Below are 20,083 nucleotides of genomic sequence, written 5' to 3' on the forward strand. Positions count from 1 at the left end.
GCGGGCTCAATAAGGCCACTCTTGGGCTGTGCCCTTATTGCCAAAGGGTGCGGTTCTTCTGAAGGGAAGTAGCTGGTAGGTCGGTGCTGATCGGGGTGTGTTCGGTTGGGCCGCTCTCTACCGTGGGTGGTGGAGGAGGCGATCCTGATGGGCTCGTTGTTCGAGGAGTTGGAGGCCCGGGAGGCGACTGCCCGGGTGCGGGTGGACGAGCTTGAGGAGCAACTGGCCAAGGTGACAGGCCGGTTGGAAGAGGCTCGGGAGAATCTGGCGCGGTTGCGGATCGCTCGGGAGACGGTGTCCGAGGTGATGGCCGAGATGTCGGCGGATACATCTGCCGCGGTGGATGCGGAGCCGGAAGCCGTCGGGGCGGACGAGACCGAGGAGACATCTGCGTATGCCGGAGCCGAGCGGCAGATGGTGGGGGTGCTGGCGGTGCCCCACTGGCGGCCGGGGATGGACACGAGTGCACTCCCGAAGATCTACCGGGACATCGTGGAGGTGGTCCGGGACGCGCCCGGGCCAGTGAGGGCCAAGCAGATCGTGCCGCGAATCGGGCTGCCGGCCGAGGTGGGCAAGATCGAGGGGACGCGGGGAAAGCTGAAGCGGCTGGTCGCCAGGGGCTGGTTGACAGAGAGCGATCCGGGCCTGTTCACGACGGCCCGCCACGAGACGGAAACGGGGTCCAACTCCTCTTGAGGAAGGGGCTCTTCTCTCTAGAGTCGAAGGTGCCAACCAAATCGACGCAGTCGAGAAGAGCCCCGGGATGGAACCGTATGACACAAGCGTGAGTGCTGACCTGCTTGCCGGCTCGGTCAGTGCCTTCGAATCGCTGTTACGCACCCTGCAAGGCAAGCCGGCCCAGTTGTTGACCCATGCTGAGCTGGAAGAACACCTGGAAGAAGCCGGACGCGGGCTGCTGCGGCAGCTACTGCAGGATCACCTGGATCTGCGGGCCCGCAGGGAAGAAGAGGCAGCCAGGCGGGAGGCGCGACCACGGGTGATCGGTTCGGACGGGCGGCTGCGTCCGTGGCAGGAGACGGGCCATGCACGCTGGCTGGCCTGCATGTTCGGCCTGGTGCGGGTGAAACGCATCGCCCATCGGGGCCCTTTGATGAGCAACGTTCATCCGGCCGATGCGACGCTGTCGCTGCCTGCGGGCCGGCACTCAATGGGACTGCGGCGACTCGCAGTCACCGAGGCGGTGCGGGGCTCATTCGACCAGGCCCAGAGCGCGGTCGAGCGACGCTGCGGACCCGTGCTGGGCAAGCGCCGTCTTGAACAGCTGGTGGCCGCCGCCTCCGGTGACATCGACTCCTTCTACCAGCAGCACATCCCCGTCCCCTGCAGCCGGGATGTCCTGCTGGTCATCGAGGTCGACGGCAAGGGCGTGGTCATGCGACCGGAGGCCTTGCGACCCGCCACCCAGAAGGCCCGCCTCGCCGCCGAAGCCGGACACCGCAGCCGACTCACGCCGGGCGAGAAACCTAACCGCAAGCGGATGGCCACCGTGGCCTGCGTCTTCGACGCCGTCCCCGCTCCCCGGCGCCCGCACGAAGTGATCCATCCGCCCGGCGGCCGTAGCACCCGCCGTCGGATCCGCCGCGGCCCGGCCGCGATACGAAAGTGGTGCACCGCTTCCCTCCTGCATCCGCCCGAGAAGGTCATCGCCGACGTCTTCGCCCAGGCCGAAGCCCGCGACCCTGCCCACCATCGCGGTTGGGTTGTCCTGGTCGACGGGGCCCGCCACCAACTCGACCTGATCCAGAAGGAGGCCGCCCGCCGCGGCTGCACGATCAACGTGCTCCTCGATCTCGTACACGTCACCGAGTACGTCTGGACGGCGGCCCACGCCTTCCACAAGGTCGGCACCGCAGAAGCCGACGCCTGGGTCGCCGGCCATCTGACCACGATCCTGGCGGGTCAAGCCGACCGCGCCGCCCAGGAGATGACCGCCCAAGCCGACCAGGCCGGCCTCCGCGCCAGTCGGCGAGAAGCCGTCGATACCTGTCGTCGCTATCTGACCGGCCACCTCGACCAACTCCGCTACGACACCGCCCTGGCAGCGGGCTGGCCGATCGCCACTGGCGCGATCGAGGGTGCCTGCCGACACCTGATCGGCGACCGCCTGGACATCACCGGAGCCCGCTGGGGCCTTACCGGCGCCGAAGCCGTCCTCAGACTCCGCACGTTGATCGACAACGGTGACTTCGATGCCTACTGGCGTCACCACACCACGCGCGAGCACCAACGCCTCTATCCGGCGCCCGACCAGCAGGAGTACGGCCTCACGGCCTGATCGCCACTACCCGTGCCCTTCGCGTCGTTGCCCGGTCAGTCCACCGCGGGGCCGTCGTAGTAGCCAGGACAGGCAAGGAGCACCGCGTTGAAGAAGTAGCCCTGCTCGTCATCTGGATCGTCATCGCCGTCAAACGGGCGCCAGAAGCTCAGCAACAAGTCAGGCGCGACGAAGGACGCGGGATCCTCCTCGGCGGGCTCGATACTGGTGACCTCGGCCACCCGACGCACGACCTCGCGGGCTGGCAGGGCAAAGACATCGATCCCGCGGAACAACACGGCATCCTCCGACGTCGACGGGCGCCCCAGCTCCACAGATTCCAGCCGGTCGCGCATGCAGCCGATGCTGATCATCAAACCGCTCGGGCGGAAGATATGCCGCCCTGCCTGGTCGGACGCAGAAACCTCCTCCAGGGCGCGCAACGACTCCAACGCGCTGTTCGCGTCGTGACGCGACATCCCGATCTGCAGCGGACCAACACCAACCGGCGGAACGAGCTCGAACTCCATACCCCGCATGCTGCCACGCAGCCTCTACAACATCATTCCTCGAGAAGAGCTACACCCAACGTCGATGCGTGAGTGAGGTGCTGATTCTCAGTAGAGCGCGCCTAGTTCAGCAGGGACGGACTGGTTATTGGCCGGTACGGGAGCCCCTTCGTAGATCGGCAGGTTTGTGGAGCAGTCGTACGTTGGCATGCCGGAGAAGCAGGTTGCCAGTCCCATCCCGCGATGCCTGTCTGCCGTGGGTGAACTGGACACAGCGGGATGGCTCGTAACGCCGCAACAGGGAATCAATCGGCCGCCCCAGGAGCGGTATCCGAGGCGACCGTTGGAGGACGCAGAGCCAGGAGCAGTTGGTCTACGGAAGGTTGCCGATGACGTCACTACGGGCCGCGCGCTTCAGATACGGGCGGCGGAATGCTGACCTTGCCTGGGGGGCAGGCGAGGTGGTCTTGGAGGCCGATGGCGGGGTGTGGGCGGCTGCGTGCTGGTGGCCCAGGGACTGGGCTCGAGCAGCTGCAACGCGTTGTACGTCCAGAGGGGTTGGTATTGGCGGCGGCACGGGGCGCACGTGGGCGGCGGGGCGGTTACGGCGAGGCACATCGCGCTCGTAACGGAATACTGGATCCGGGTCGGCGAGACGGGCGGTTGTTGCTGCGATGAGCCGCGTCGGGACGCCGGAGGTGAAGGTGGCGTACCAGCGTTCGAGGTAGCCGTCCTGGCCGCCCCACAGGAGCCAGCGTTGCCGTTCACCGCGGAGTTCGTCCTTCCGAGGAAGGAAGCGTCCCGAGTAGGTGAGGCCGGCCAACCCGTCGGCTGCGGTGACGAACGTGACCAGGTGTGCGCTGCTGTGTCGCCAACCCGCGTCCTTCAGCGGGAGCCACGTCTCCTCGGCTGACCTGTTCGGGCCGATAGGGGTGTTACTTGGGTCGTCTCGGTGACAGTCGGCGAGTGCCGAGGTGAAGGCGGTGACCAGTTCCGTGGGGGTGGGTGCGTCGAAGGTTGCCATCCACTCCGGCTCGGCGAACGGGCTCCGGTGAGCCGTGATCGTCCAGAGGGTGCAGTCCGGGCCTTCGGGCATGTAGCCGAGTCGGAGACGCTGGTCGGGAGAGTTGACGTAGACGTTCCCGTACTCGTCACCGGTGAGGACGAACCCACAGTCGAGAAGCGGCTGAAGAGCTGGGTCGCCGGTGTGCGTGGAGCCGGCGAGGTAGACCGGGGAGACTAGGGTGTCGCCGTCGAGCGCGCGTGAGGGCATGGTGGGCTCCGGGGGGTGAATCAGCGCTGACGGCGAGAGCGGCCGTGCTGAGGGGAGGGGTCCGTTGGCGCAGGCGGCGTCGCTGCGGCATTGCGCTGCGGTGCGTGAGGGCTGCGTGCCAGGGCAGCCTCGTTGATGGGCTTGGTGGGCGGCCCGAGCAGGCGTACATGCACCAGGGAGCGATGGAGTTCGGGGATTTCCTCGACGCGGCGTACGACGGCGTCGTTGCTGGTGATGACATTCGCGGCGGCGGCGCGCAGGTGCGGGAGTGTGGTGCGGGTGAGGAACACCCGCCAGTTGGGGGTCAGGCGGGGCTCGGCGCCGGCGGAGATTCGCCACATGGACTTGGCCGGGGTGAGGAGTTCGTCGTACTCGTGGATCCAGCCGCTGCGGGTGCGGACGCCGGCGTAGCCGTCCGGGGAGATGTTCCAGTAGGGCCGACTGCCTCGTACGAGCTGCCAGTTGTGGCGGCGGAAGACGTCTTCGTGTCCGTCACCGGGGTAGTGCGGGCCGTCGCTGAAGTAGTTGCGGAAGTTGCTGGGCAGGCTGTCGACGAGCGTCGTAGCGAATCCGGCGACGATCTCTTGCGGGGTGTTCCGGTCGAAGGTGGTGATCCAGTCGGGGACGCCGAGCGGGTCCTCTGCGTATGTGATGGTCCAGCCGCCGAAGTAGCTGTCGGCGGTGTTGGCGATCCGGACGCGTTGGCAGGGGCTGGTGAAGTAGGTGTCCGTGTTGCCGAACGGGACGGTCTTGGTCCACCCGGGGGCGTTGTCCAATACGTCGAGGACCGGTGTGCGGGGGCCGGGGCCTGCGAGGTAGATCGGGCTGACGAGGACTTGAGTGTCGGGAGCCAGCGTGTCGAGGTCGGGTGCGGACGTGAGGGCCTCCAGGCAAGGGGGTGCGCGAGCGTGCGCACGGCACGGGACGGCTGTCGTGCAGGCAGGTGAGCGGAGTGGGGATCTGTGGGTCGTCAGGGAAGCCACCTCGTTTGTGTTGTGCAGGGGAGACGTGTGCGCCGACGGGGCGCGTCGGGCGACTCAGCGGATGCGGTGTGAGGGTGTGTCGGCCGAGGGCTGTGTGGGGGCGAAGGCCGTGATGGGTGGCGGCTTTACCGCTGTGCTGTGGGGAGATTGGGAGCGGGCTGCTTGCGCGCGGCGCAGGTGTGTTGGAGCCGCTGAGTGTTCGCGCTCCAGACGGTGGGTGGCCAGGCGGTACGCGGCGTGGTCCTGGCGTTCGCCGACGGCTACGAGGTAGATCTCGCGGCGGTGTTGGGAGGTGGCGGGGGCGTCTCGGAACTGGATGACCATCCGCCAGCGGGTTTCCGGGTCGACGTAGACCTTGTGGCAGCCGGCCAGTTCGCGGGTGAGAGGTGCGCCGCGCTCGTTGCCGTGGACCAGGTGCTGCAGTTCCAGCAGAGCCAGGTCTCGGATGTGGTCCGGGATGTTGCGCAGGTCGGCGAGCGCTTCGGGGTGCGCGGCGAATGCGTATCGAGCTGTCCTCACCGCATGCCTCCGCGCGGGTGCCGTGTGGGGGACGGGGGAGTTCGGGGCACTGTTCCGGCGGCTGGTGGCCCGGCTAGGTGATTGGCGCTCGTGCTGGCGGATCGCGCCCGAGCGGTCTGAGCTCGCGGTGTGGTGCTGCTGCTCGACGCAGGAGCGAGGGGTAGCGGGGTGTCGCGAGTCATGACCCACTCGTCGGCAGCCTCTGCGGTGGGGAAGGCGCCTTCGCGGACCGTGTACGTCTGGAAGTTCTTCTCGGTCTCTTCCAGGAACAGTCGGTACGGGGCGGATGCCGAGTCGGGATGATGGTCGTAGACCAGAGTGCGCACTTCGGTGCCGAAGTCGAAGCTGCCCGGGTTGTCGGTGAAGTGGGCGAGGGGCGCGTACCGGTTCTCCGGGTTGGTTCGCAGCAGGTCTTCGAGCCGGGAAGTGAGTGCGTCGGCGGGCCGGGGGCCGTGGTTGCGCGTCGTCAGGGTGGCTTCCGCCGGGCAGCCCCGCTGGATGAGCCAGTTCTGGGCAACTGGCACTACTGGAGCGCGCTGGACAGCGAAGTCGAAGGTGGACTGCTCGGGGTCACGGGTGATGTGCAGGGCGACGAACTCAGCTTGCCCGGGAACGTCCCAGATGGCTGCCCGGTCGTAGAACAGCAGGTAGCTGTTGCGGCCGTCGGCGCTGTGGTGGTCGGCCATCGCCACGAACATGTCGTCCGAGAGCGTGACCCGGACGAAGTCGTCCTCGATGCTCTTGGTGGCGGCCTGGAAGCCGGCCACGCGGTAGTCGTGCTCCAGGCCCGCGTAGAAGTCGTCATCCATGTCAGGCCACCACGTCCACGTCGGGCGCGGACAGCAGCCGATGATTTGGGCGCGCGGTGCTGGTGGTACACGCGCCGAACGGGCCGTCCGGGGCGCGGAGTTGCATGAGGGTGGGGTCGAGGTGGTCGCGGTGCCACGTCTGCGGACCGGTCAGGCCGGCCTCGATGTCGGTGAGCTGCTGCCAGGCCAGCCACAGCGCGTGGAAGCGCGCGACCGCCTCGGGGTGCTCCTGCCACTGTCGACACCATGGGCGCGAGGTGCTGATCTCTCGTCCGTACACGGGTATCAGCAGGTGATGCACCCAGCGGGTCAGGGCGGCGAGTTCTTCGTCGTAGGCCTTGCCGTCGAGAGCCAGGATGAAGATTGACGTCGGGCCCTCGTGCCGGGTGTCTGGTCCTGCAGACGTGTTCGCGTCTGCAGGACCGGGCACACCACGTGTGTCGGCGTTCTCAGTTGCGCCGTGCTCGGAGGCGGCCTCGTTGGAAAGCCGGGCGAGCGTGTCACTCTGCTTGCGGCTCTCCGCGGCCAGTCGCGTGACTGTGGCGACCAGATCGTCCAGGTCGTGGTCGGGCACGCGTACCGGCTCGTGTTCCTGTGCGGGACCAGCCATCACTACCCCTCTGCAAGATCGAGTGTTCGGGGTCGTGATGGTCCGTGGAAAGCGGGGTTTGGTCCGGCCGGGGTGATGGTGTACGTGCCGGACTTCACGAGGGCCGCTGGTGCCGACATGCGGTGGTTGCAGGCACCAAGTTGCGTAGGGCGTATGCGGCTTGCTGTGGCACCACTCCGTTGCCGAGGGCGGCGAATTGGGCCGGTCGTCCCAACCCTGGGGTGCCAGTCACCCAGCCAGCCTCAAGTCCTTGCATCCACTCCACGAACAGCGGGCTGAGTCGACCGGCTGTGTCGGTGGGGCGAGGCACCGGCCGCGTGATGCGCTCCCAGCGGGCAATGGCCGGTGCGTACGAGCCCCAGCTCTGGGGCCCTCCGGCCCGAACAAGGGGGGCGTCCCTGTCGGCGATCCGGAACTGCGCGTCGGGCGGCGCTTCGGCGCACGTGCGGAGCGGGGTGGGAGGTGTGGTGGCTCGCAAGGAGGCTGCCGCCGACGGCAAGGTCAAGTCCCCATTGCCGTGCCGCTGGTTTGACGAGCCCTTCGTTCCGTCGGATGCCTTCGGGGCGGGCAGCAGCCACTCCACCTCGTCCGCCAGATTCGGTCCGTGGCCACGCTGCTTGCGTACCGTCGGGTGTTGGCTGCCGCCGATCGTCGCCAAGTTGCTCGTTGGTGTCTTCAACAGCGGGGTCTCGTCCGGCGGGCCAGGCGGTGAGGAAGACCCGTTCGCGGCGGTGCGGGGCGCCGAGATCGGAGGCGCGCAGCACGCACCAGCGCGCATCGAACCCGATGTCGGCCAGGGAGCCGAGTACGGCACCGAGTGCGCGCACAGCAGGCTGACTTGTGGTGTCTCCCAGACACCACGGGCAGGGTTCCACGTAGCTAGGGGGACCGGCGGGGAGGTGAGAAGTCCCCGGACATTGTCGATGCACCAGATAGGGCTTGAGGGCTTCGATGGCGCGGGCAACGTGCAGCCACAGACCGGACCGGGTGCTGACTCTCGCTCCGCTATACCGTGCGTTCTCAAAAGGGATCCGGCAGAGTCTCATCCACATGGCGAGCAGGGGCTGACCGGTCCACGGTTCCGCCGACATCACAAGGAGAAGCCACACGAGCGTTGCCGTGAGAGTCAGCACCAGCCACCCGTCGCGCACGGTGCGGGATGCGGGCAGATCTGGACCACGGGCGGGGTGACCGCGGCGTAGCCTCACAGGTCTGACCGGCGAAGGGGGCATGCGTGGACGACTTGTGGCCAGCTCTGATCGCAGGAGCGACGGGACTTCTTGGCGCCGCCATCGGCGGATACTTCGCGAAGGCGGGCGCTATCAAGGGCGCTCAGACGGCTGCGGCAGCGGTACAACATCAGGTCGTCCAGCAGCAGGCCCACGAGATTCGGCAGTGGACTCGGCAAGAGCGCAAAGCCGACTACGACGCCGTGGTCCGCGCTTACGGCCAGTTCGCCGCCCTGGTGTCCAAATTCCGTATGGCTTTGAGGGACAGGCAGGATTTGACCGCTCTCAATGCCCAGTTGGACGAGGCGTTCATCGACCTTGCTCTGGCCGCCGACGGGGTGCATCTCCTGGGGCCAGAGGATGTCTGGGATGCCGCGAGGCTCCTACAAGAGAGGAGTCGCGAGACGTTGGTCTCCCACCGCGACTTCGCGGAGATGCTGCGCACGCGAGCCGACCCGTCAGCGGCTATTCCATGGGAGCAGCTACGAGCAGAGAGGGAGGCCAACGGGTCGGCGCTTGCCGACTTCTCCACGGCCTGTCGGCGGGTACTCGAAGGGGAGCCCGGGTAGCCCCGCTGCCGAGGCGGCAGTCGTAGCAGAGGTCAGTGTGTCCAGTCGGCCGACTCCCATCAACAGGCCAGGGGAGAGACGCCCAGTACCGGCCTCTCCGGCATGCTCTCAACCGGGCGGGGAACACGTAAAGTTGGAACGGCCGCCACCGGTCAACGCGATCGGTGGCGGCCGTTGAGCGCGAGGACCGGCAGCTCCCCTACCGCCTCCTCGCGCGGGCGCCCTCTGCGACAGCGGGGAGCGGGAGCGACCCGCTCGTAGTCGCGCAGAGCGCGGGGATACTGGAGCCGTGTTTCGTCGGCGATGCGCGGCTCCAGCGGGCCCGGATGGACTGGCGTCGACATCGGGGGCAGGGAGCCGACAAGCAACAAGCGCTTGAAACGGAGCGTACGCGTGCCAACGCGAGCACACCAGGGCCCCGCAAACGGTGCATTCCCCGAAGCCCATTCCACCCGTGACGCCTGCTGACCCAGATGGGCGATGCCCGCGTGTCCCCTCGGCGCTCTGCTCGCGGCCCGGGGTAGGACTGATCACGGCGCCGCGCATGTCTGTAGCCACTCGCGACGCCATCGCCTCGCGAGTGACCGCCCACGCTCCGCTCGTGATGCCACTTGGGCCCGACGCTGTTACACACGTCGGGCCCACTCCTTTGCCCGCGTCAACGCGCCGGACAGGGGATCGTGACGCCCCTCCCGTCCCCTCGTTGCAGTAGGCGAGACGGTGGGGCGCACTACCGTTCCCCGGCCGGCGCCAGTCCTCGATCCTGGAGCCGGCCGGGCTCACGCCGCCTCGTATTGATGGGCGCGTCCACCCCGCCACTTCACCCACGACGGATCGTCGAGCAGCTGCTCCGCATCCTCCAGCCCGGCCCGGCGCAGGAACTCCACGACGTCGTGATCAGAGTGCGCGAGACCGAGGATCTCTCCGCGTGCCGTGACGCGCCGGCCGCCCGTGCCGAGCGGCGGATGCACGACTATCGGAGCGCTGTCCACCACTTAAGGGTGCCGTGGCCGCACTGCTCTGGCATGTCGATCTCCGAGGGAGCCAGGCGAACGAAAATGATGGTAGATCCACACCAAGACATAACGTGGCGGTCGGAGACTCGTTGGGCTTACGGGGACCGGCCGTCGCGCCCCGGACATTGGGCGTACGGGGAGTAGCGCCCTCGGCTGGGCTCTCGGGGCTGGCCTCACTGATCCGAATCAGCGAGGCCAGCCCCGAACATTTCAGACGCCGGCCACCCCGACGTCGATGAAACGCAGCGCCGCAACATCGCTCTGCGACGGTTCGAGATCATCACACCGGCAGGGGGACGACCCGTGCTTGAGAACAGGTGAGTCGAGCCAGTACGGGGCGGTCAGTTCGGCCATTTCGTCGGTGCGCGCAGCATTGCTCATGCCGGGGAAACGACCCGGCAACGCGCGCGGATGCACCCTCGCCCGAACTGTTACTGCGCCCTCATCGGGAAGGCACAGCAGTCGAAAGCGGCCTATTCCTCCGGCAGCTGCGGATGGCGGGTGATCTTGCGGGTCTGCTGCGTCTACTCGTGGTCGAGGCGCCCGACTGCCTAACTGTGTGAGACATGCAACGAACCCCCATGATCAATTTCCGCCGCGTGCGGCCCGCCGCCTAGCGTCCCCCGGACACATCGACAGCCGGGGGGCTTAATCGAGCGGGAGCAAGAACAGTGACCCACCTGGCATACGGCAGCAGCGGCCTCGGCAGACTCCTAGTCGACGTGCTGCCCGAGTGGGCGGAGCTGCCGTTCCTGGTGCTCATCTTCGTCGGCTTGATGGCGCTGTTCGTCTACGGCCAGCGCAAGCAGCGCCGCGAGGGCACGCCCCGACCTCGCGCGAACGTCGTGTTGCAGCGGGGCGCAAGCATCACCACCCTCTGCGCCTCCGTCCTGTTGGAAATCGTCGGCGTGATCGGAGTTTTCGCGTTCGGCTCCCCGTGGGGCGCGGCCGTCTTTCCGCTGATCCTGTGCGCGTTCGGGGTCTACATGGTCCGAGCGACGCGCGCGAACGAGCAGGCGCCCAGGTGACGCACTCGTACGCCCTGAGAGGCGGACACTACGGCGGCGGTGGTGACGTTCTCCCGGATTGGACAGAGATCGCCTTGATCGCCCTGCTGGTCGGCATCGCCAGCTGGCGGGCCTGGACGAGGCGGCGCAAGTGATGCCGCGCGCGGACAAGTGGCAGCTTGTCGGCCTGGTCGGGATGATCGTCGGCGGCACCACCGTCGTCATCGCCGACGCGGGCTCGGTCAGCGTGTGGTGGCTGCTCCTGATGCTCTTCAACATCGGCGTTCAGTGCTGGGACCTCTAGCGCTGCAAGCGCCTCACCGAGCGCCGAGCCCTGCTGACCCGCCTCGACCGCCTCATGCGCGACGAGGTGAAGCGCCGATGACGTCGCGCTGGAAATGGGCGTGGGTGGCTGCGCGACAGCCGAAGAAGCCCACCCTCCGGGAGGTCGTGGTGACCGTCGTCGCGTGCGCCGTCGTCATCGGCGTCGGGGCCAACCTCTGGTCCCAGTGGTTGACCGGCCACACCGCCCAGCCTGAGTACGAAGAGGAAGACAACGATGAGTAGCCCCATGGGGCCGATAGGGCCCTTCCAGACGGAAGACCGTGCCGAAGCCATGGGCTGCGTCAGCGGCTGCTTCATCTACGTCTTCGCCGTCGTCCTCGCGGTCGCCGTCGGGGCCGTCGTACAGGCCGTGTGGCACACGAATTGGCTGATGCTCGCGGTCGGGGCGTTCGTGCTGGCCGGTGGGTGCTGGCTCGGCGACCGGCTCTGGCCGCGAGTGGAGCGCTTCGTGCCCGACCCGTACGCCGAGGACGACGATGACGAGTAAGCACCTGCGCCTCGGCGTAGCTGGCGGCTTCCTGTCTTTTGGCGGCATTGCCAGTGTGGTCGACACGGGGCGGTGGCAAACCGTCGTCTGTGTCCTCGTGGGCGTCACCGTTATCGCCGTCCTGCTCCGGATCCTCTTGCCGGGGGGGGGGGGGGGGGGGGCGATGATCAATAACGTTCTCGCCCGGATCATGTACGCGCTGTTCTTCGGCGGCATGGTCGCCTACGTCGCCCAAGGCGTCTTCCACGACGGCCGGGTGTCCGCAGGCTTCGGGGCCGCCACCGCCGCCGTGTTCGGTGCCTGGAACCTGTGTCGGGCCACGGTGCAGCGCGACCGGCGGCTCGGCTGCTCCGGCACCCGTCTCAGCCGGTTCCTGCTCACCCGTACCGGCCTGGTGGTCGTCCTTCGTCGTCCTGGCATTGTTCGAGGCCCTCATCGCCTTCATCGAGTTCCGTGGCGATGCGTGCCCCTCGCCGTACTTCGCCGGGAAGTGCCGCATGCCCCGCCACATGAACTGGTAGCCAGGCAAGGAGCCCGCTCTCCCCGTCCCCATGATCGATGGAGCTGCGCCCGTCACGGCCACCCGCCCCGTACGGCTACTCCTGCGGTGGCTGCGGGTGCCGGGTGACCTGGCGGAGCTGCTTGTCGACGTCGTACCGGTTGAGGCCGTTGTCCTTGGCGTACGCGGTTACCGCGGCCTGAGCCTCGGCCACCTTGTCGAACCAGCGCTCGCGCTGTGCCGTGAGCTCGTCGCTGTCGAGGTGTTCCAGCTTCTTGCCCTCCTCGTCGGCTTCACGCTGAAGCTTGATCAGGTCATCCGGAAGTTCGATCGCCACGAGCGGATCCTAAGCCGGAGCGCACGACAGGGCGCGGCGGCGCGAACGCTCCTCGCACGGGGTCAAGGTGCGAGGGGCGCCCGCAAGTACTTCTCCCGCGGTGGCCCTAACGGATGCAGAGGTGCGCTCCCCGGCCGCCGACGACCGGGGAGCACCGATCATTTCTGCGCGCGGTCACGCAATATCGTTACTCCGAGTACGACACAGCCCCAGGCCCTGCCCGGTAGGGGACGTTTGCGTGCAGCCAGGCCGCCAACGCGGCCGGCGCCGTCGAGCGGCACAGCAGTGAGCAGCGCGACGCGAACGCGAGCGGTGGTGCGCGATGAACTTCCGCCGCACCACGAACTCCGACCTCGCCGCCACCAAGTACGAGGTCCGCGAGTCCGCCACCGACAAGGTCGCCGGCGTGCTGACTCTCGCTCCGCTATACCGTGCATTCTCAAAAGGGATCCGACAGCGTCTCATCCACATGCCGAGCAGAGGCTGACCGGTCCACGATTCCGCCGACATCACAATGAGAAGCCACACGAGCATTGTCGTGAGAGTCAGCAGTGTCGCGACAGGATCCTGACCGGCCCCGGATCGATCTCGGCATGCCAAACGATCGCACCGCGGAGGACGGCCTTGACCCCGAGGTCCAGGCCGCCGTAGCCGGAGCACAGGCTGCCGATCAGCGGGCCCGAGGGGCCGACGGTGCATCCGGTCATGAGGGACTCCGATGGCTGGGGCGGGCGACGTGCTGCGGTCCGGTGGGCGTGGGGGAGGCAGGCTCTTTGGGGCCGGGGTGGTGAGGGCGGCTGCGGGCGCGGGCGGCTTCGCTCCGAGCTGGTGGTGGAGGAGTCTGCGGACTGGAGCGGGGCGGACCCGGATCGGTGCCGCTCGCGATGCGCTGACGGCGGCGTACGCCATCGAGGGGGCTGAGGGCGTACAGGGCGTAGTTGATCAACTGGCCGGGTGCCAGGGCATCTTGGTCGGCGAGTGCACGTACCTGTTGGGCCGCGGTCGCGGCGGTGCGGGCGAGCGAGGCCGTGAGGACCTGTTCGCCGTAGTGTTCGGCGGCGCCGCCACCGGAGAGAGGGCCGCAGATTCGGCGGATCCGTTCGGTGGTGAGTGTGTCGTCGGCCAGTGCGCCGCGACGTTGGGTCTCCCACAGGATGGTCAGCTGGTCGATGGGCTCTCCGCGATGGTGGAGCGCGCCGAGCGCGCGGTAGATCCGCTGATGTCCTCGGTCGGCGAAGTCGTCGGGGTGAAGCCAGTGCACGAGGCCAAGGAGATGTTCGGGACGAGTGGCGAGACACCCCAGGAGGTACTCCTCGTCGGCGAGGGTCTGAGTGGCGACCGTGGGCGGCTGATCGACTCGGGGCACCTGAGTAGTGGGTGGCTGGAGTGGACGCGGCTCGGTCCCCCAGGTGCGGGCCAGGTCGGCGAGGACATCGGAGAGGATCTCGGCGTGGTGCACGGTCTCGTCGGCGGTGCCGGTGCGTAGGTCGGCGAGCGCGGCCTGATGCAGTTGGTCCGCGTGCCGGGTGACGCTGCGGTGAATGGCGCCCTCCAGCACCATCCGGCCGTACATCGGGGCGTGTTCGGAGCGCGGGCATGCGGATACCAACAGGTGCGGATAGACCGGGGTCAGTCCTCGGGTGTGGTGGCTCGCCTCCTGAATGGTGTCCGTGATCCAGGACAGTGGCACGGGTCCGGTGGCGTCCTCTGCGGTCGAAGGGTGCCGCTCTGTGTGGAGCTTGAGCATCGCGGCGTACAGCGCGGTGTGCGCAGGGCGGTCGAAATGTTCAGGGCGGAGCCAGTCACGGAGCCGGTCAAGTTGTCCGGGGTCGAGGAACAGTGCGCCCAGGACGGCCTGTTCGGCATGGTCGAGCGGGGTCACGGCCGTGCCTTACGTGTGGTCTTCCGCTCGGTGGCGAGCGCTGTGACAGCCTGGTCTGCTGCTGCCAAGTCGGCGGCGAGGCGGTCGAGTTCGCCGGTGAAGTTCGGATCCGAGGCGCGGATGGCACCGGACGGGCCGACCAGCCACCAGTGGGTGCCGTGTCGAACGGCAGGCGTTCCGGCGAGACGTGCGGAGCGATGGTGTGACTCGTCAGATGGCGTGGGGTGAGACATGCGGTACCTACAAACGAAGCGGGGCCGGAGGGGGCGGGCGACAGAACACCGGGTCTGGCTCGCCCAGATCGAAGGATCAGCGCCGTCATGCGGCCGGGCCGACGGCGTCGCGGCGCAGCGACTTGACCAGTGCGCGCTCCGTGATGGCCGCGGTCTCCTTGGCGGAGGCGGCGCCGAGCCGGTCGGCGTCCGGTTCGCGGTACCAGGGCTTGAGGTCAAGGAGGGCGGGGCGGATGCCGGTGGCCATCAGCAGGGCGGAGCCCTTGGGCAGGGCGCGGATCGCATCGGCCGGCAGCACGCGCTCCTGGCGCGTGGACACCGACGTTGACTTGCCCGACTCATTGGTGGACACCGACACGGTGCGTACGTCGTGGTCGCCGACCAGGCGGGAGAGCTTGTCGGCGAAGTCGGCGTCGTCGATGCCTGACCCGACGAGCTTGATGGTGGCGGCGGACCAGAGGGCGTCCATGCCGGCCTCGCCCCACACCCGTACGCCCTGGCGGTAGGACTGCAGGATCGTGATGGGGATGACGCCCCGGCTGCCCAGGTGCGAGTACAAGTCCGGGAGGTCGGAGATCTTGCAGACGTTGGCGGCCTCGTCGAGGATCGCCAGCATCGGGGCGTCGAGTCGTCCACCGTCGCGCTCGGCCTGGATGACGGCGGTGCGCATCACCGCGTCGGCGGCGGCAGCGATGATCGCCGAGGCGGATCCGCCGCCGTCCTTGGACAGCAGGAACAGGGTGTCCTTGCTGGTGGCGAAGGCCTCCGGCTTGAACTCTCGAACCTTCGCCAGGTTGTTGGGCGGGGTGACCCAGGCGGCGATGGACGGGTTGAGGAGGCAGCTGGCGTACTGGCGGGCGGTTTCGAAGATGCCGTCGCGGGTCTCGACCGCGCCAGCGACGGTGCCGTGGAGCTGGGCGGCGACCGCGTCGAGACCGGCGTCCTGCAGCAGGTCGATGGGGGTGCGGTCGGCAGGGGAGGCGAGCCAGGCCAGGACGTCGGTGATGGGGCGGTGGCCGCGGGCGGCGGCGAGGAAGAGTGCGGTGAGGGTGTTCGCGGCGGCGGTCGACCAGAAGTCACCTGCGCTCGATTCGTTCACGGACGCGGTGACGAAGTGTCCCGCCAGGCGACGGGCTCCGGTCAGATCGTGGGCGTCGGCAAGGATGTCCCACCAGACCTCCTGCGGTGCGTGGGCGATCTGTTGTGGGTCGAACGTCCACACAGTGCCGACCTCGGCGCGGGCGGCGGCCGTCGCGGTGAACGCGTCACGGGCGGCCTTGTTGCTGGTCAGCAGGACCGGGCCGGGCGCGCGCAGGATCGCGGGGATGGCCAGTCCGGACGTCTTGCCGGACCGGGGCGCCATGATCGCGACGATCACGTCCTCCCAGGAGGAGCGGACCTCGTGTGCGCCTGTGGGGAGCGTCCCGAGCAGGACACCACGGTCGTCCGGCGCGACGTTCTTCGGCTTGGCGCCCTTCAGGCAAGGACGGAGATCGATCGCCTTGGCGGCGATCTTCTTGGGCAGCAGATCGGCGAGGGCTCGCTGGTCGGCCAGGCCGTTCGGATGGCCGTGCAGTCGCAGCCATACCTTTGCGCCGAGCAGCGCGGCAGTCAGGAGGACCAGGATCGGCAGGATGTAGCACCCGACGATCACGGCAGGGTGGGGGAGGTGCGGCCAGACTTGATCGGGGTGGAGCAGCGAATCGGCGGGGGCGTAGGAGGCCCAAGAGTCGGTGCCGGTCGCGACGTTGGCGGCGTTGCCGAAGAACCAGGCCAGGCTTCCTCCGCCGAAGCCGAGCGCGGCGACGGCGATCAGCAGGTACAGAAGAGCGTCGGTGCCGGTGGTGGTCGAGGGCGTGCTGGTGGTGTGTGAAGGAGGCAATGCGCGGTCCCATGACGTGGTGCGGAGCGGAGCGGGAATTGGGGCCGACGGAGACTTCTAGCGGTCACGAGGGGTACCTCCTGGGGTCGTGGAGGGTGATCAGGGCTGGGTCGTCACCGTGTCCGGCCCGGCTTGGGCGCGGAGGGCGGAGCGGCTACAGGTGCTTCACTCGGCGCCGCCGCGTCGGGATGGTGTGTGGCAGGCGCGGAGGCGTAGTAGTTCACGACTTGGTCCTGCCAACTGGGCTGGGGCGGACGGTCGAGAGCACTGAACCGGTCGGTCGCGATGTGCAGGTTCTCGCCGAGCGAGGTGAGCGTGGCTGCCGCCTCGGTGAAGTCGTCCGCGAGGTCCCAGCCCTCTTCGTTCCCGGTCTCCTTTGCCTTCTCGGCGGCGGCCTCGAAGAACTCGCCGAGGCGTACGAGGACTCCGTCGTGCGGATCCAGGACGTGCTCGGTGATTTCGGCTGCCGCTGCGGAGGAGTTGGCGCCGTTGAGCTGGTCGGTCAGAGCGAGGATCTGATGGCCGTATACGCGATTGCCTTGTGGGTCGGACGGCGCAGTCACCGCGCCGACGACAAGGTCGGGGCTGATCTCGACGCGGTAGCCGACGGCGGTGAGCATCCGGGCGGCGTGACTGGCCCTCTGGTTCTCGCGCTGCTTACCCGTGTCCCAGTGCAGGCGGTACCAGAAGGTGCGGAGGGACTGCTCGTAGATGAAGCCGGCGCGGGTGAGCAGGGTGTTGGCGAGGGCATCTCCACCCTCGGCGATGACATTGCCGTCGTCTTCGCGGGTGATCGTGACGGTCGGGCTGGTTGGCATGGGAGGCCTCCGGGGGACGGGTGTCAGAAGTGCGGGTTCTCGGTCGGCCGGTTGGCGCCGGAGGCGGCTTCCAGTAGTTCGGGCAGGTCGGCCGGGTCGGCGTCACGCTGGTCGAGCCACCAACCCGCGTTTGACACTTGCCGTATGAGGTCCTCGACCGCCTCCCACTCCGTTTCGCTGGCCGTGCCCTCGACGACGAGCGTGGTGTAAGCGGCGGTCACGAGTTGGTGGCGACAGCGGACGGCCCAGTCGGCGGCCCGCGCGGTGCCCTCCAGGGGTGGCATGAGGTACTGCTCGGACCACTCCTCGGCGGCGAGCTGCTCCTTCGCTCGCTTCTGCGCGAGCCAGTCGGCCCGGGGGACACCGTCTCGGTTGCGGGAGCCGCGCCAGCAATCGGTGCAGTCACGTCCGGTGAGCCAGCGGGCGTAGCCGGACCTGCGGTCCGCGGGACGGTCCGAGAGGTCGGCCTCGTTGGTGTGGCCACAGGCATGATCGATGGTCCACAGCTTCTTGACGGCCATGAGCAAGACTCCTTGCAGGCAGAGAGATGGGTGGTTCAGCGGGTGTGGCGCGGAATGGCGGGGTGGGTGATGGAAGAGTCTGCCGGAGCGTCGGTGGCCGATGTCGGGGCGTGCTGGCGGCGACGTACGGAAGGCGCGATGGCTGCCTGCGCGCGAGTGGATGGCGGGGGCGCTGGTCGATCGCGACGTTCCCACGGGGTGTCGTCCTGCAAAGTGGAGACACCTTCAGGGTGGTTGCCCGCCTTCGTCGCCAAGTCGGCCTGGCGCATGGTGAGTTGCTCGACACTGAAGGCTGCGTCGTTGCGCATGGAGTGAAGGGGCTCCAGAGCCTCGGAGACATCCATTGCCTGTCGCGCATCGTGGAGTTGTCCAGTCAGGGCATGGGCCGAAGAATCAAGGGACCTCGACAGTGGTGTCGCCGTGGCTGGCAGCGAGCCGGACAACAGGATCTTGGGGTCGACGGCGACGGAGAGCCCGGTGTCCTGGAACTCCCTCGTCGCGCCGACTACCGCGCGTACGGCGGCGGTGTGCGAGGTGTCGCTCGGAAGCAGATAGATGTCGTGGGTCTGTGCGTAGAGGAAGTGGTGCTTACGCAGGACCTCATCGAGGTTCGGGCGGTCGTCCGCGACGGCAGCGGCCATGCCGAGATTCGGGATCAGACCGAACGCGACGTCAGGCTCCTGGTGGTGAAGGTGCATGTCGGGGCTCCTTGCCGTAGTCGGGTGGTCAGCGCGCACGGATGCGCTGCGCGGGAGCCGGGGTGAGGCGGTGCTCGGCAGTGACTGCAGGCCGATGGGCCGTAGCGGGGCTGCGGGCCGGAGATGCGGCAGTGGCGACCTGGGCCCGCCGTGGCTGGGTAACCAGGTCCGGACCGAACCGACCGTGGCCGGTGATGTGGGAGAAGACGTCGAAGGAAACGTTCGAATCCGACGGCTTAAGCGGCATGGGCTGGAGGTCGTAGGCCGCGTCTGAGGCGACGCTGTACCGCGCGGCCCGTAGCGACTGCACGGCTTGTCCGCCGCGCCGGACCGAATCTCGGTGGGGGTCGGTCAGGGCGTACATGTCGCTGCCGGGTAGACGCTCGAAGCCGACACGCCCCAGCATGTGCTCCGCTACGCGGTTGTCGTGGGAGGTTGCGGCGACGACGACGTACTGGGCGTGGTGGCCGATGGTGATGTGCGGGTGGGTGTCCGCCACGCAGGTGCACCTCGCGAAGGTCGGGGCCGTGTGGGGAGACGAGGGTGCGGCCCATGGGCGGATTTGGTGGTGCCGGAGATCTGCGCTACCGGCGGCGGCGGGTGGTGGGGGAGGTGCTGCCCCAACGCAGCGCGACGTTCGCCGGCGCCGATGAGTTTCCTGCGTGGCGCCGGTCTGTACCGGCATGAAGACTCACACGCTTGAGACGGCCGCCGCAGATCTCGTGTATGACGTTCGCGGGCCGCTGCCGACCACGGATGGACGTCCGCCGTTGTTGATGGTCGGGCAGCCCATGGACGCTTCCGGGTTCGCCGCGCTCGCCGCGCGCTTCCCCGAGCGGACGGTGGTCACGTATGACCCGCGTGGGCTCGGCCGCACCGTCCGTAAGGACGGGCGGGACGACCACGTGCCGGAGATCCAGGCCGGCGACGTGCACGCCGTGATCGAGGCGCTCGGGGCGGGGCCGGTCGAGATGTTCGCCAGCAGTGGCGGGGCGGTCACTGCGCTCGCGGTCGTGGCGAAGTACCCGGCGGACGTGACCACCCTGGTCGCGCACGAGCCGCCGCTGATCACGCTCACGCCGGACGGGGAGGCGGCGGTGCGGGCGCGGGCCGGTGTCCGGGATGCCTACGAGAAGCGCGGCTGGGGTGCCGGGATGGCCGCGTTCGTGGCCATGACCTCGTGGGAGGGCGAGTTCACCGATGCGTACTTCGCACAGCCGGAGCCGGATCCCGCCGCCTTCGGAATGCCCACGGAAGACGATGGCTCACGTGACGATCCGCTGCTGTCGGACCGGTCGTGGGCGGTGAGCAGCTACCGGCCGGACGTCGACGCGCTCGTCGCCGCGCCGACCCGTGTCGTGATCGCCGTGGGCGAGGAGTCCGAAGGCGTGCAGACCGGACGCACCTCCGTGGCGACCGCCGAACTGCTCGGACAGCGGGTGGCAGTCTTCCCGAGTCACCACGCTGGTTTCTGCGACGGAGAGTTCGGCTATCCGGGCAAGCCGGACGAGTTCGCGCACCGACTGCGTGAGGTCCTGGACGGCGCCTCGTAAGCCCACGGCAGTCGTAGCCATTCGGCCAG

General features: G+C 68.3%; 25 protein-coding genes. 8 read left to right on the forward strand and 17 right to left on the reverse strand.

Features of this window, described 5'->3' with window-relative positions:
- Window positions 1–129 precede the first annotated feature (129 nt).
- Both ACYSUO_RS23380 and ACYSUO_RS23385 read left to right on the forward strand, forming a co-directional pair.
- Complete coding sequence (locus ACYSUO_RS23380; protein ID WP_461778183.1) at window positions 130–696, forward strand: hypothetical protein; 567 nt, start codon at window positions 130–132, stop codon at window positions 694–696.
- Between the two features lie 67 nt (window positions 697–763).
- Entirely contained in the window at window positions 764–2,296 is a 1,533-nt protein-coding gene (locus ACYSUO_RS23385; protein ID WP_461778184.1) for an ISKra4 family transposase, read from the forward strand.
- A 35-nt stretch (window positions 2,297–2,331) separates the two neighbouring features.
- On the opposite strand, the gene ACYSUO_RS23390 is transcribed toward ACYSUO_RS23385, so the two are convergent.
- The 7 genes from ACYSUO_RS23390 to ACYSUO_RS23420 all read right to left on the reverse strand — a co-directional run bounded on the left by ACYSUO_RS23390 (window position 2,332) and on the right by ACYSUO_RS23420 (window position 8,210).
- Complete coding sequence (locus ACYSUO_RS23390; protein WP_461778185.1) at window positions 2,332–2,805, reverse strand: hypothetical protein; 474 nt, start codon at window positions 2,803–2,805, stop codon at window positions 2,332–2,334.
- 352 nt (window positions 2,806–3,157) lie between these two features.
- Complete coding sequence (locus tag ACYSUO_RS23395) at window positions 3,158–4,057, reverse strand: SPDY domain-containing protein (protein WP_461778186.1); 900 nt, start codon at window positions 4,055–4,057, stop codon at window positions 3,158–3,160.
- 20 nt (window positions 4,058–4,077) lie between these two features.
- Window positions 4,078–4,833, reverse strand: a complete 756-nt coding sequence (locus ACYSUO_RS23400; RefSeq protein ID WP_461778187.1) for an SPDY domain-containing protein — start codon at window positions 4,831–4,833, stop codon at window positions 4,078–4,080.
- Between the two features lie 261 nt (window positions 4,834–5,094).
- On the reverse strand, window positions 5,095–5,559 hold the full coding sequence (locus ACYSUO_RS23405; protein ID WP_461778188.1) for a type II toxin-antitoxin system RelE family toxin: 465 nt from the start codon (window positions 5,557–5,559) through the stop codon (window positions 5,095–5,097).
- Window positions 5,556–6,368 carry a hypothetical protein gene (locus tag ACYSUO_RS23410; RefSeq protein WP_461778189.1) on the reverse strand — a complete coding sequence of 271 codons (813 nt, stop codon included), beginning with the start codon at window positions 6,366–6,368 and terminating at the stop codon, window positions 5,556–5,558. The genes ACYSUO_RS23405 and ACYSUO_RS23410 overlap by 4 nt, the downstream gene beginning before the upstream one ends.
- A 1-nt stretch (window position 6,369) precedes the next feature.
- Window positions 6,370–6,978, reverse strand: a complete 609-nt coding sequence (locus tag ACYSUO_RS23415; protein ID WP_461778190.1) for a DUF4913 domain-containing protein — start codon at window positions 6,976–6,978, stop codon at window positions 6,370–6,372.
- Between the two features lie 242 nt (window positions 6,979–7,220).
- On the reverse strand, window positions 7,221–8,210 hold the full coding sequence (locus tag ACYSUO_RS23420) for a DNA cytosine methyltransferase (protein WP_461778191.1): 990 nt from the start codon (window positions 8,208–8,210) through the stop codon (window positions 7,221–7,223).
- Between the two features lie 2 nt (window positions 8,211–8,212).
- On the opposite strand from ACYSUO_RS23420, the gene ACYSUO_RS23425 reads away from it, so the two are divergent.
- Entirely contained in the window at window positions 8,213–8,776 is a 564-nt protein-coding gene (locus ACYSUO_RS23425; RefSeq protein ID WP_461778192.1) for a hypothetical protein, read from the forward strand.
- Window positions 8,777–9,555: 779 nt separating this feature from the next.
- On the opposite strand, the gene ACYSUO_RS23430 is transcribed toward ACYSUO_RS23425, so the two are convergent.
- A complete protein-coding gene (locus tag ACYSUO_RS23430; protein WP_461778193.1) occupies window positions 9,556–9,768 on the reverse strand; it encodes a hypothetical protein in 213 nt (70 codons plus the stop codon).
- Window positions 9,769–10,002: 234 nt separating this feature from the next.
- The gene (locus ACYSUO_RS23435) at window positions 10,003–10,173 is read right to left on the reverse strand and encodes a hypothetical protein (protein WP_461778194.1); all 171 of its coding nucleotides are present in this window, start codon (window positions 10,171–10,173) and stop codon (window positions 10,003–10,005) included.
- A 290-nt stretch (window positions 10,174–10,463) separates the two neighbouring features.
- On the opposite strand from ACYSUO_RS23435, the gene ACYSUO_RS23440 reads away from it, so the two are divergent.
- From ACYSUO_RS23440 to ACYSUO_RS23455, 4 genes are all read left to right on the forward strand, one after another.
- Window positions 10,464–10,820, forward strand: a complete 357-nt coding sequence (locus ACYSUO_RS23440) for a hypothetical protein (protein WP_461778195.1) — start codon at window positions 10,464–10,466, stop codon at window positions 10,818–10,820.
- A gap of 133 nt (window positions 10,821–10,953) precedes the next feature.
- The gene (locus ACYSUO_RS23445) at window positions 10,954–11,103 is read left to right on the forward strand and encodes a hypothetical protein (RefSeq protein WP_461778196.1); all 150 of its coding nucleotides are present in this window, start codon (window positions 10,954–10,956) and stop codon (window positions 11,101–11,103) included.
- A gap of 104 nt (window positions 11,104–11,207) precedes the next feature.
- Entirely contained in the window at window positions 11,208–11,366 is a 159-nt protein-coding gene (locus tag ACYSUO_RS23450) for a hypothetical protein (protein WP_461778197.1), read from the forward strand.
- Window positions 11,359–11,631 (forward strand): hypothetical protein, encoded by a 273-nt coding sequence (locus ACYSUO_RS23455; protein WP_461778198.1) that lies wholly within the window; start codon window positions 11,359–11,361, stop codon window positions 11,629–11,631. Before ACYSUO_RS23450 ends, ACYSUO_RS23455 begins: the two co-directional genes overlap by 8 nt.
- A gap of 596 nt (window positions 11,632–12,227) precedes the next feature.
- Here the strand turns inward: ACYSUO_RS23455 and ACYSUO_RS23460 are convergent.
- The 8 genes from ACYSUO_RS23460 to ACYSUO_RS23495 form a co-directional block, all read right to left on the reverse strand.
- Complete coding sequence (locus ACYSUO_RS23460) at window positions 12,228–12,467, reverse strand: hypothetical protein (protein WP_461778199.1); 240 nt, start codon at window positions 12,465–12,467, stop codon at window positions 12,228–12,230.
- 545 nt (window positions 12,468–13,012) lie between these two features.
- A complete protein-coding gene (locus ACYSUO_RS23465) occupies window positions 13,013–13,174 on the reverse strand; it encodes a hypothetical protein (protein WP_461778200.1) in 162 nt (53 codons plus the stop codon).
- Complete coding sequence (locus ACYSUO_RS23470) at window positions 13,171–14,349, reverse strand: DnaB-like helicase N-terminal domain-containing protein (RefSeq protein ID WP_461778201.1); 1,179 nt, start codon at window positions 14,347–14,349, stop codon at window positions 13,171–13,173. The genes ACYSUO_RS23465 and ACYSUO_RS23470 overlap by 4 nt, the downstream gene beginning before the upstream one ends.
- A gap of 318 nt (window positions 14,350–14,667) precedes the next feature.
- The gene (locus ACYSUO_RS23475) at window positions 14,668–16,464 is read right to left on the reverse strand and encodes a type IV secretory system conjugative DNA transfer family protein (RefSeq protein ID WP_461778202.1); all 1,797 of its coding nucleotides are present in this window, start codon (window positions 16,462–16,464) and stop codon (window positions 14,668–14,670) included.
- Window positions 16,465–16,577: 113 nt separating this feature from the next.
- The gene (locus ACYSUO_RS23480; protein ID WP_461778203.1) at window positions 16,578–17,282 is read right to left on the reverse strand and encodes a hypothetical protein; all 705 of its coding nucleotides are present in this window, start codon (window positions 17,280–17,282) and stop codon (window positions 16,578–16,580) included.
- A 23-nt stretch (window positions 17,283–17,305) separates the two neighbouring features.
- On the reverse strand, window positions 17,306–17,803 hold the full coding sequence (locus ACYSUO_RS23485; RefSeq protein ID WP_461778204.1) for a hypothetical protein: 498 nt from the start codon (window positions 17,801–17,803) through the stop codon (window positions 17,306–17,308).
- A 35-nt stretch (window positions 17,804–17,838) separates the two neighbouring features.
- Window positions 17,839–18,501 (reverse strand): hypothetical protein, encoded by a 663-nt coding sequence (locus ACYSUO_RS23490; RefSeq protein WP_461778205.1) that lies wholly within the window; start codon window positions 18,499–18,501, stop codon window positions 17,839–17,841.
- Between the two features lie 28 nt (window positions 18,502–18,529).
- Window positions 18,530–19,000, reverse strand: coding sequence for a hypothetical protein (locus ACYSUO_RS23495; protein WP_461778206.1), 471 nt, complete (start codon window positions 18,998–19,000; stop codon window positions 18,530–18,532).
- 184 nt (window positions 19,001–19,184) lie between these two features.
- Between ACYSUO_RS23495 and ACYSUO_RS23500 the strand changes: the two genes are divergently transcribed.
- On the forward strand, window positions 19,185–20,054 hold the full coding sequence (locus ACYSUO_RS23500) for an alpha/beta fold hydrolase (protein WP_461778207.1): 870 nt from the start codon (window positions 19,185–19,187) through the stop codon (window positions 20,052–20,054).
- Window positions 20,055–20,083: the final 29 nt, after the last annotated feature.

Source organism: Streptomyces sp. UC4497 (genome assembly GCF_054871485.1).

Excerpts from the sequence above, each read along its gene's own strand:
- ACYSUO_RS23385 (WP_461778184.1), top strand. The coding sequence starts at position 764 with ATGGAACCGTATGACACAAGCGTGAGTGCTGACCTGCTTGCCGGCTCG.
- ACYSUO_RS23390 (WP_461778185.1), bottom strand. The coding sequence starts at position 2,805 with ATGGAGTTCGAGCTCGTTCCGCCGGTTGGTGTTGGTCCGCTGCAGATC.
- ACYSUO_RS23395 (WP_461778186.1), bottom strand. The coding sequence starts at position 4,057 with ATGCCCTCACGCGCGCTCGACGGCGACACCCTAGTCTCCCCGGTCTAC.
- ACYSUO_RS23410 (WP_461778189.1), bottom strand. The coding sequence starts at position 6,368 with ATGGATGACGACTTCTACGCGGGCCTGGAGCACGACTACCGCGTGGCC.
- ACYSUO_RS23415 (WP_461778190.1), bottom strand. The coding sequence starts at position 6,978 with ATGGCTGGTCCCGCACAGGAACACGAGCCGGTACGCGTGCCCGACCAC.
- ACYSUO_RS23420 (WP_461778191.1), bottom strand. The coding sequence starts at position 8,210 with ATGCCCCCTTCGCCGGTCAGACCTGTGAGGCTACGCCGCGGTCACCCC.
- ACYSUO_RS23435 (WP_461778194.1), bottom strand. The coding sequence starts at position 10,173 with ATGAGCAATGCTGCGCGCACCGACGAAATGGCCGAACTGACCGCCCCG.
- ACYSUO_RS23445 (WP_461778196.1), top strand. The coding sequence starts at position 10,954 with ATGCCGCGCGCGGACAAGTGGCAGCTTGTCGGCCTGGTCGGGATGATC.
- ACYSUO_RS23455 (WP_461778198.1), top strand. The coding sequence starts at position 11,359 with ATGAGTAGCCCCATGGGGCCGATAGGGCCCTTCCAGACGGAAGACCGT.
- ACYSUO_RS23465 (WP_461778200.1), bottom strand. The coding sequence starts at position 13,174 with ATGACCGGATGCACCGTCGGCCCCTCGGGCCCGCTGATCGGCAGCCTG.
- ACYSUO_RS23480 (WP_461778203.1), bottom strand. The coding sequence starts at position 17,282 with ATGCCAACCAGCCCGACCGTCACGATCACCCGCGAAGACGACGGCAAT.
- ACYSUO_RS23485 (WP_461778204.1), bottom strand. The coding sequence starts at position 17,803 with ATGGCCGTCAAGAAGCTGTGGACCATCGATCATGCCTGTGGCCACACC.
- ACYSUO_RS23490 (WP_461778205.1), bottom strand. The coding sequence starts at position 18,501 with ATGCACCTTCACCACCAGGAGCCTGACGTCGCGTTCGGTCTGATCCCG.
- ACYSUO_RS23500 (WP_461778207.1), top strand. The coding sequence starts at position 19,185 with ATGAAGACTCACACGCTTGAGACGGCCGCCGCAGATCTCGTGTATGAC.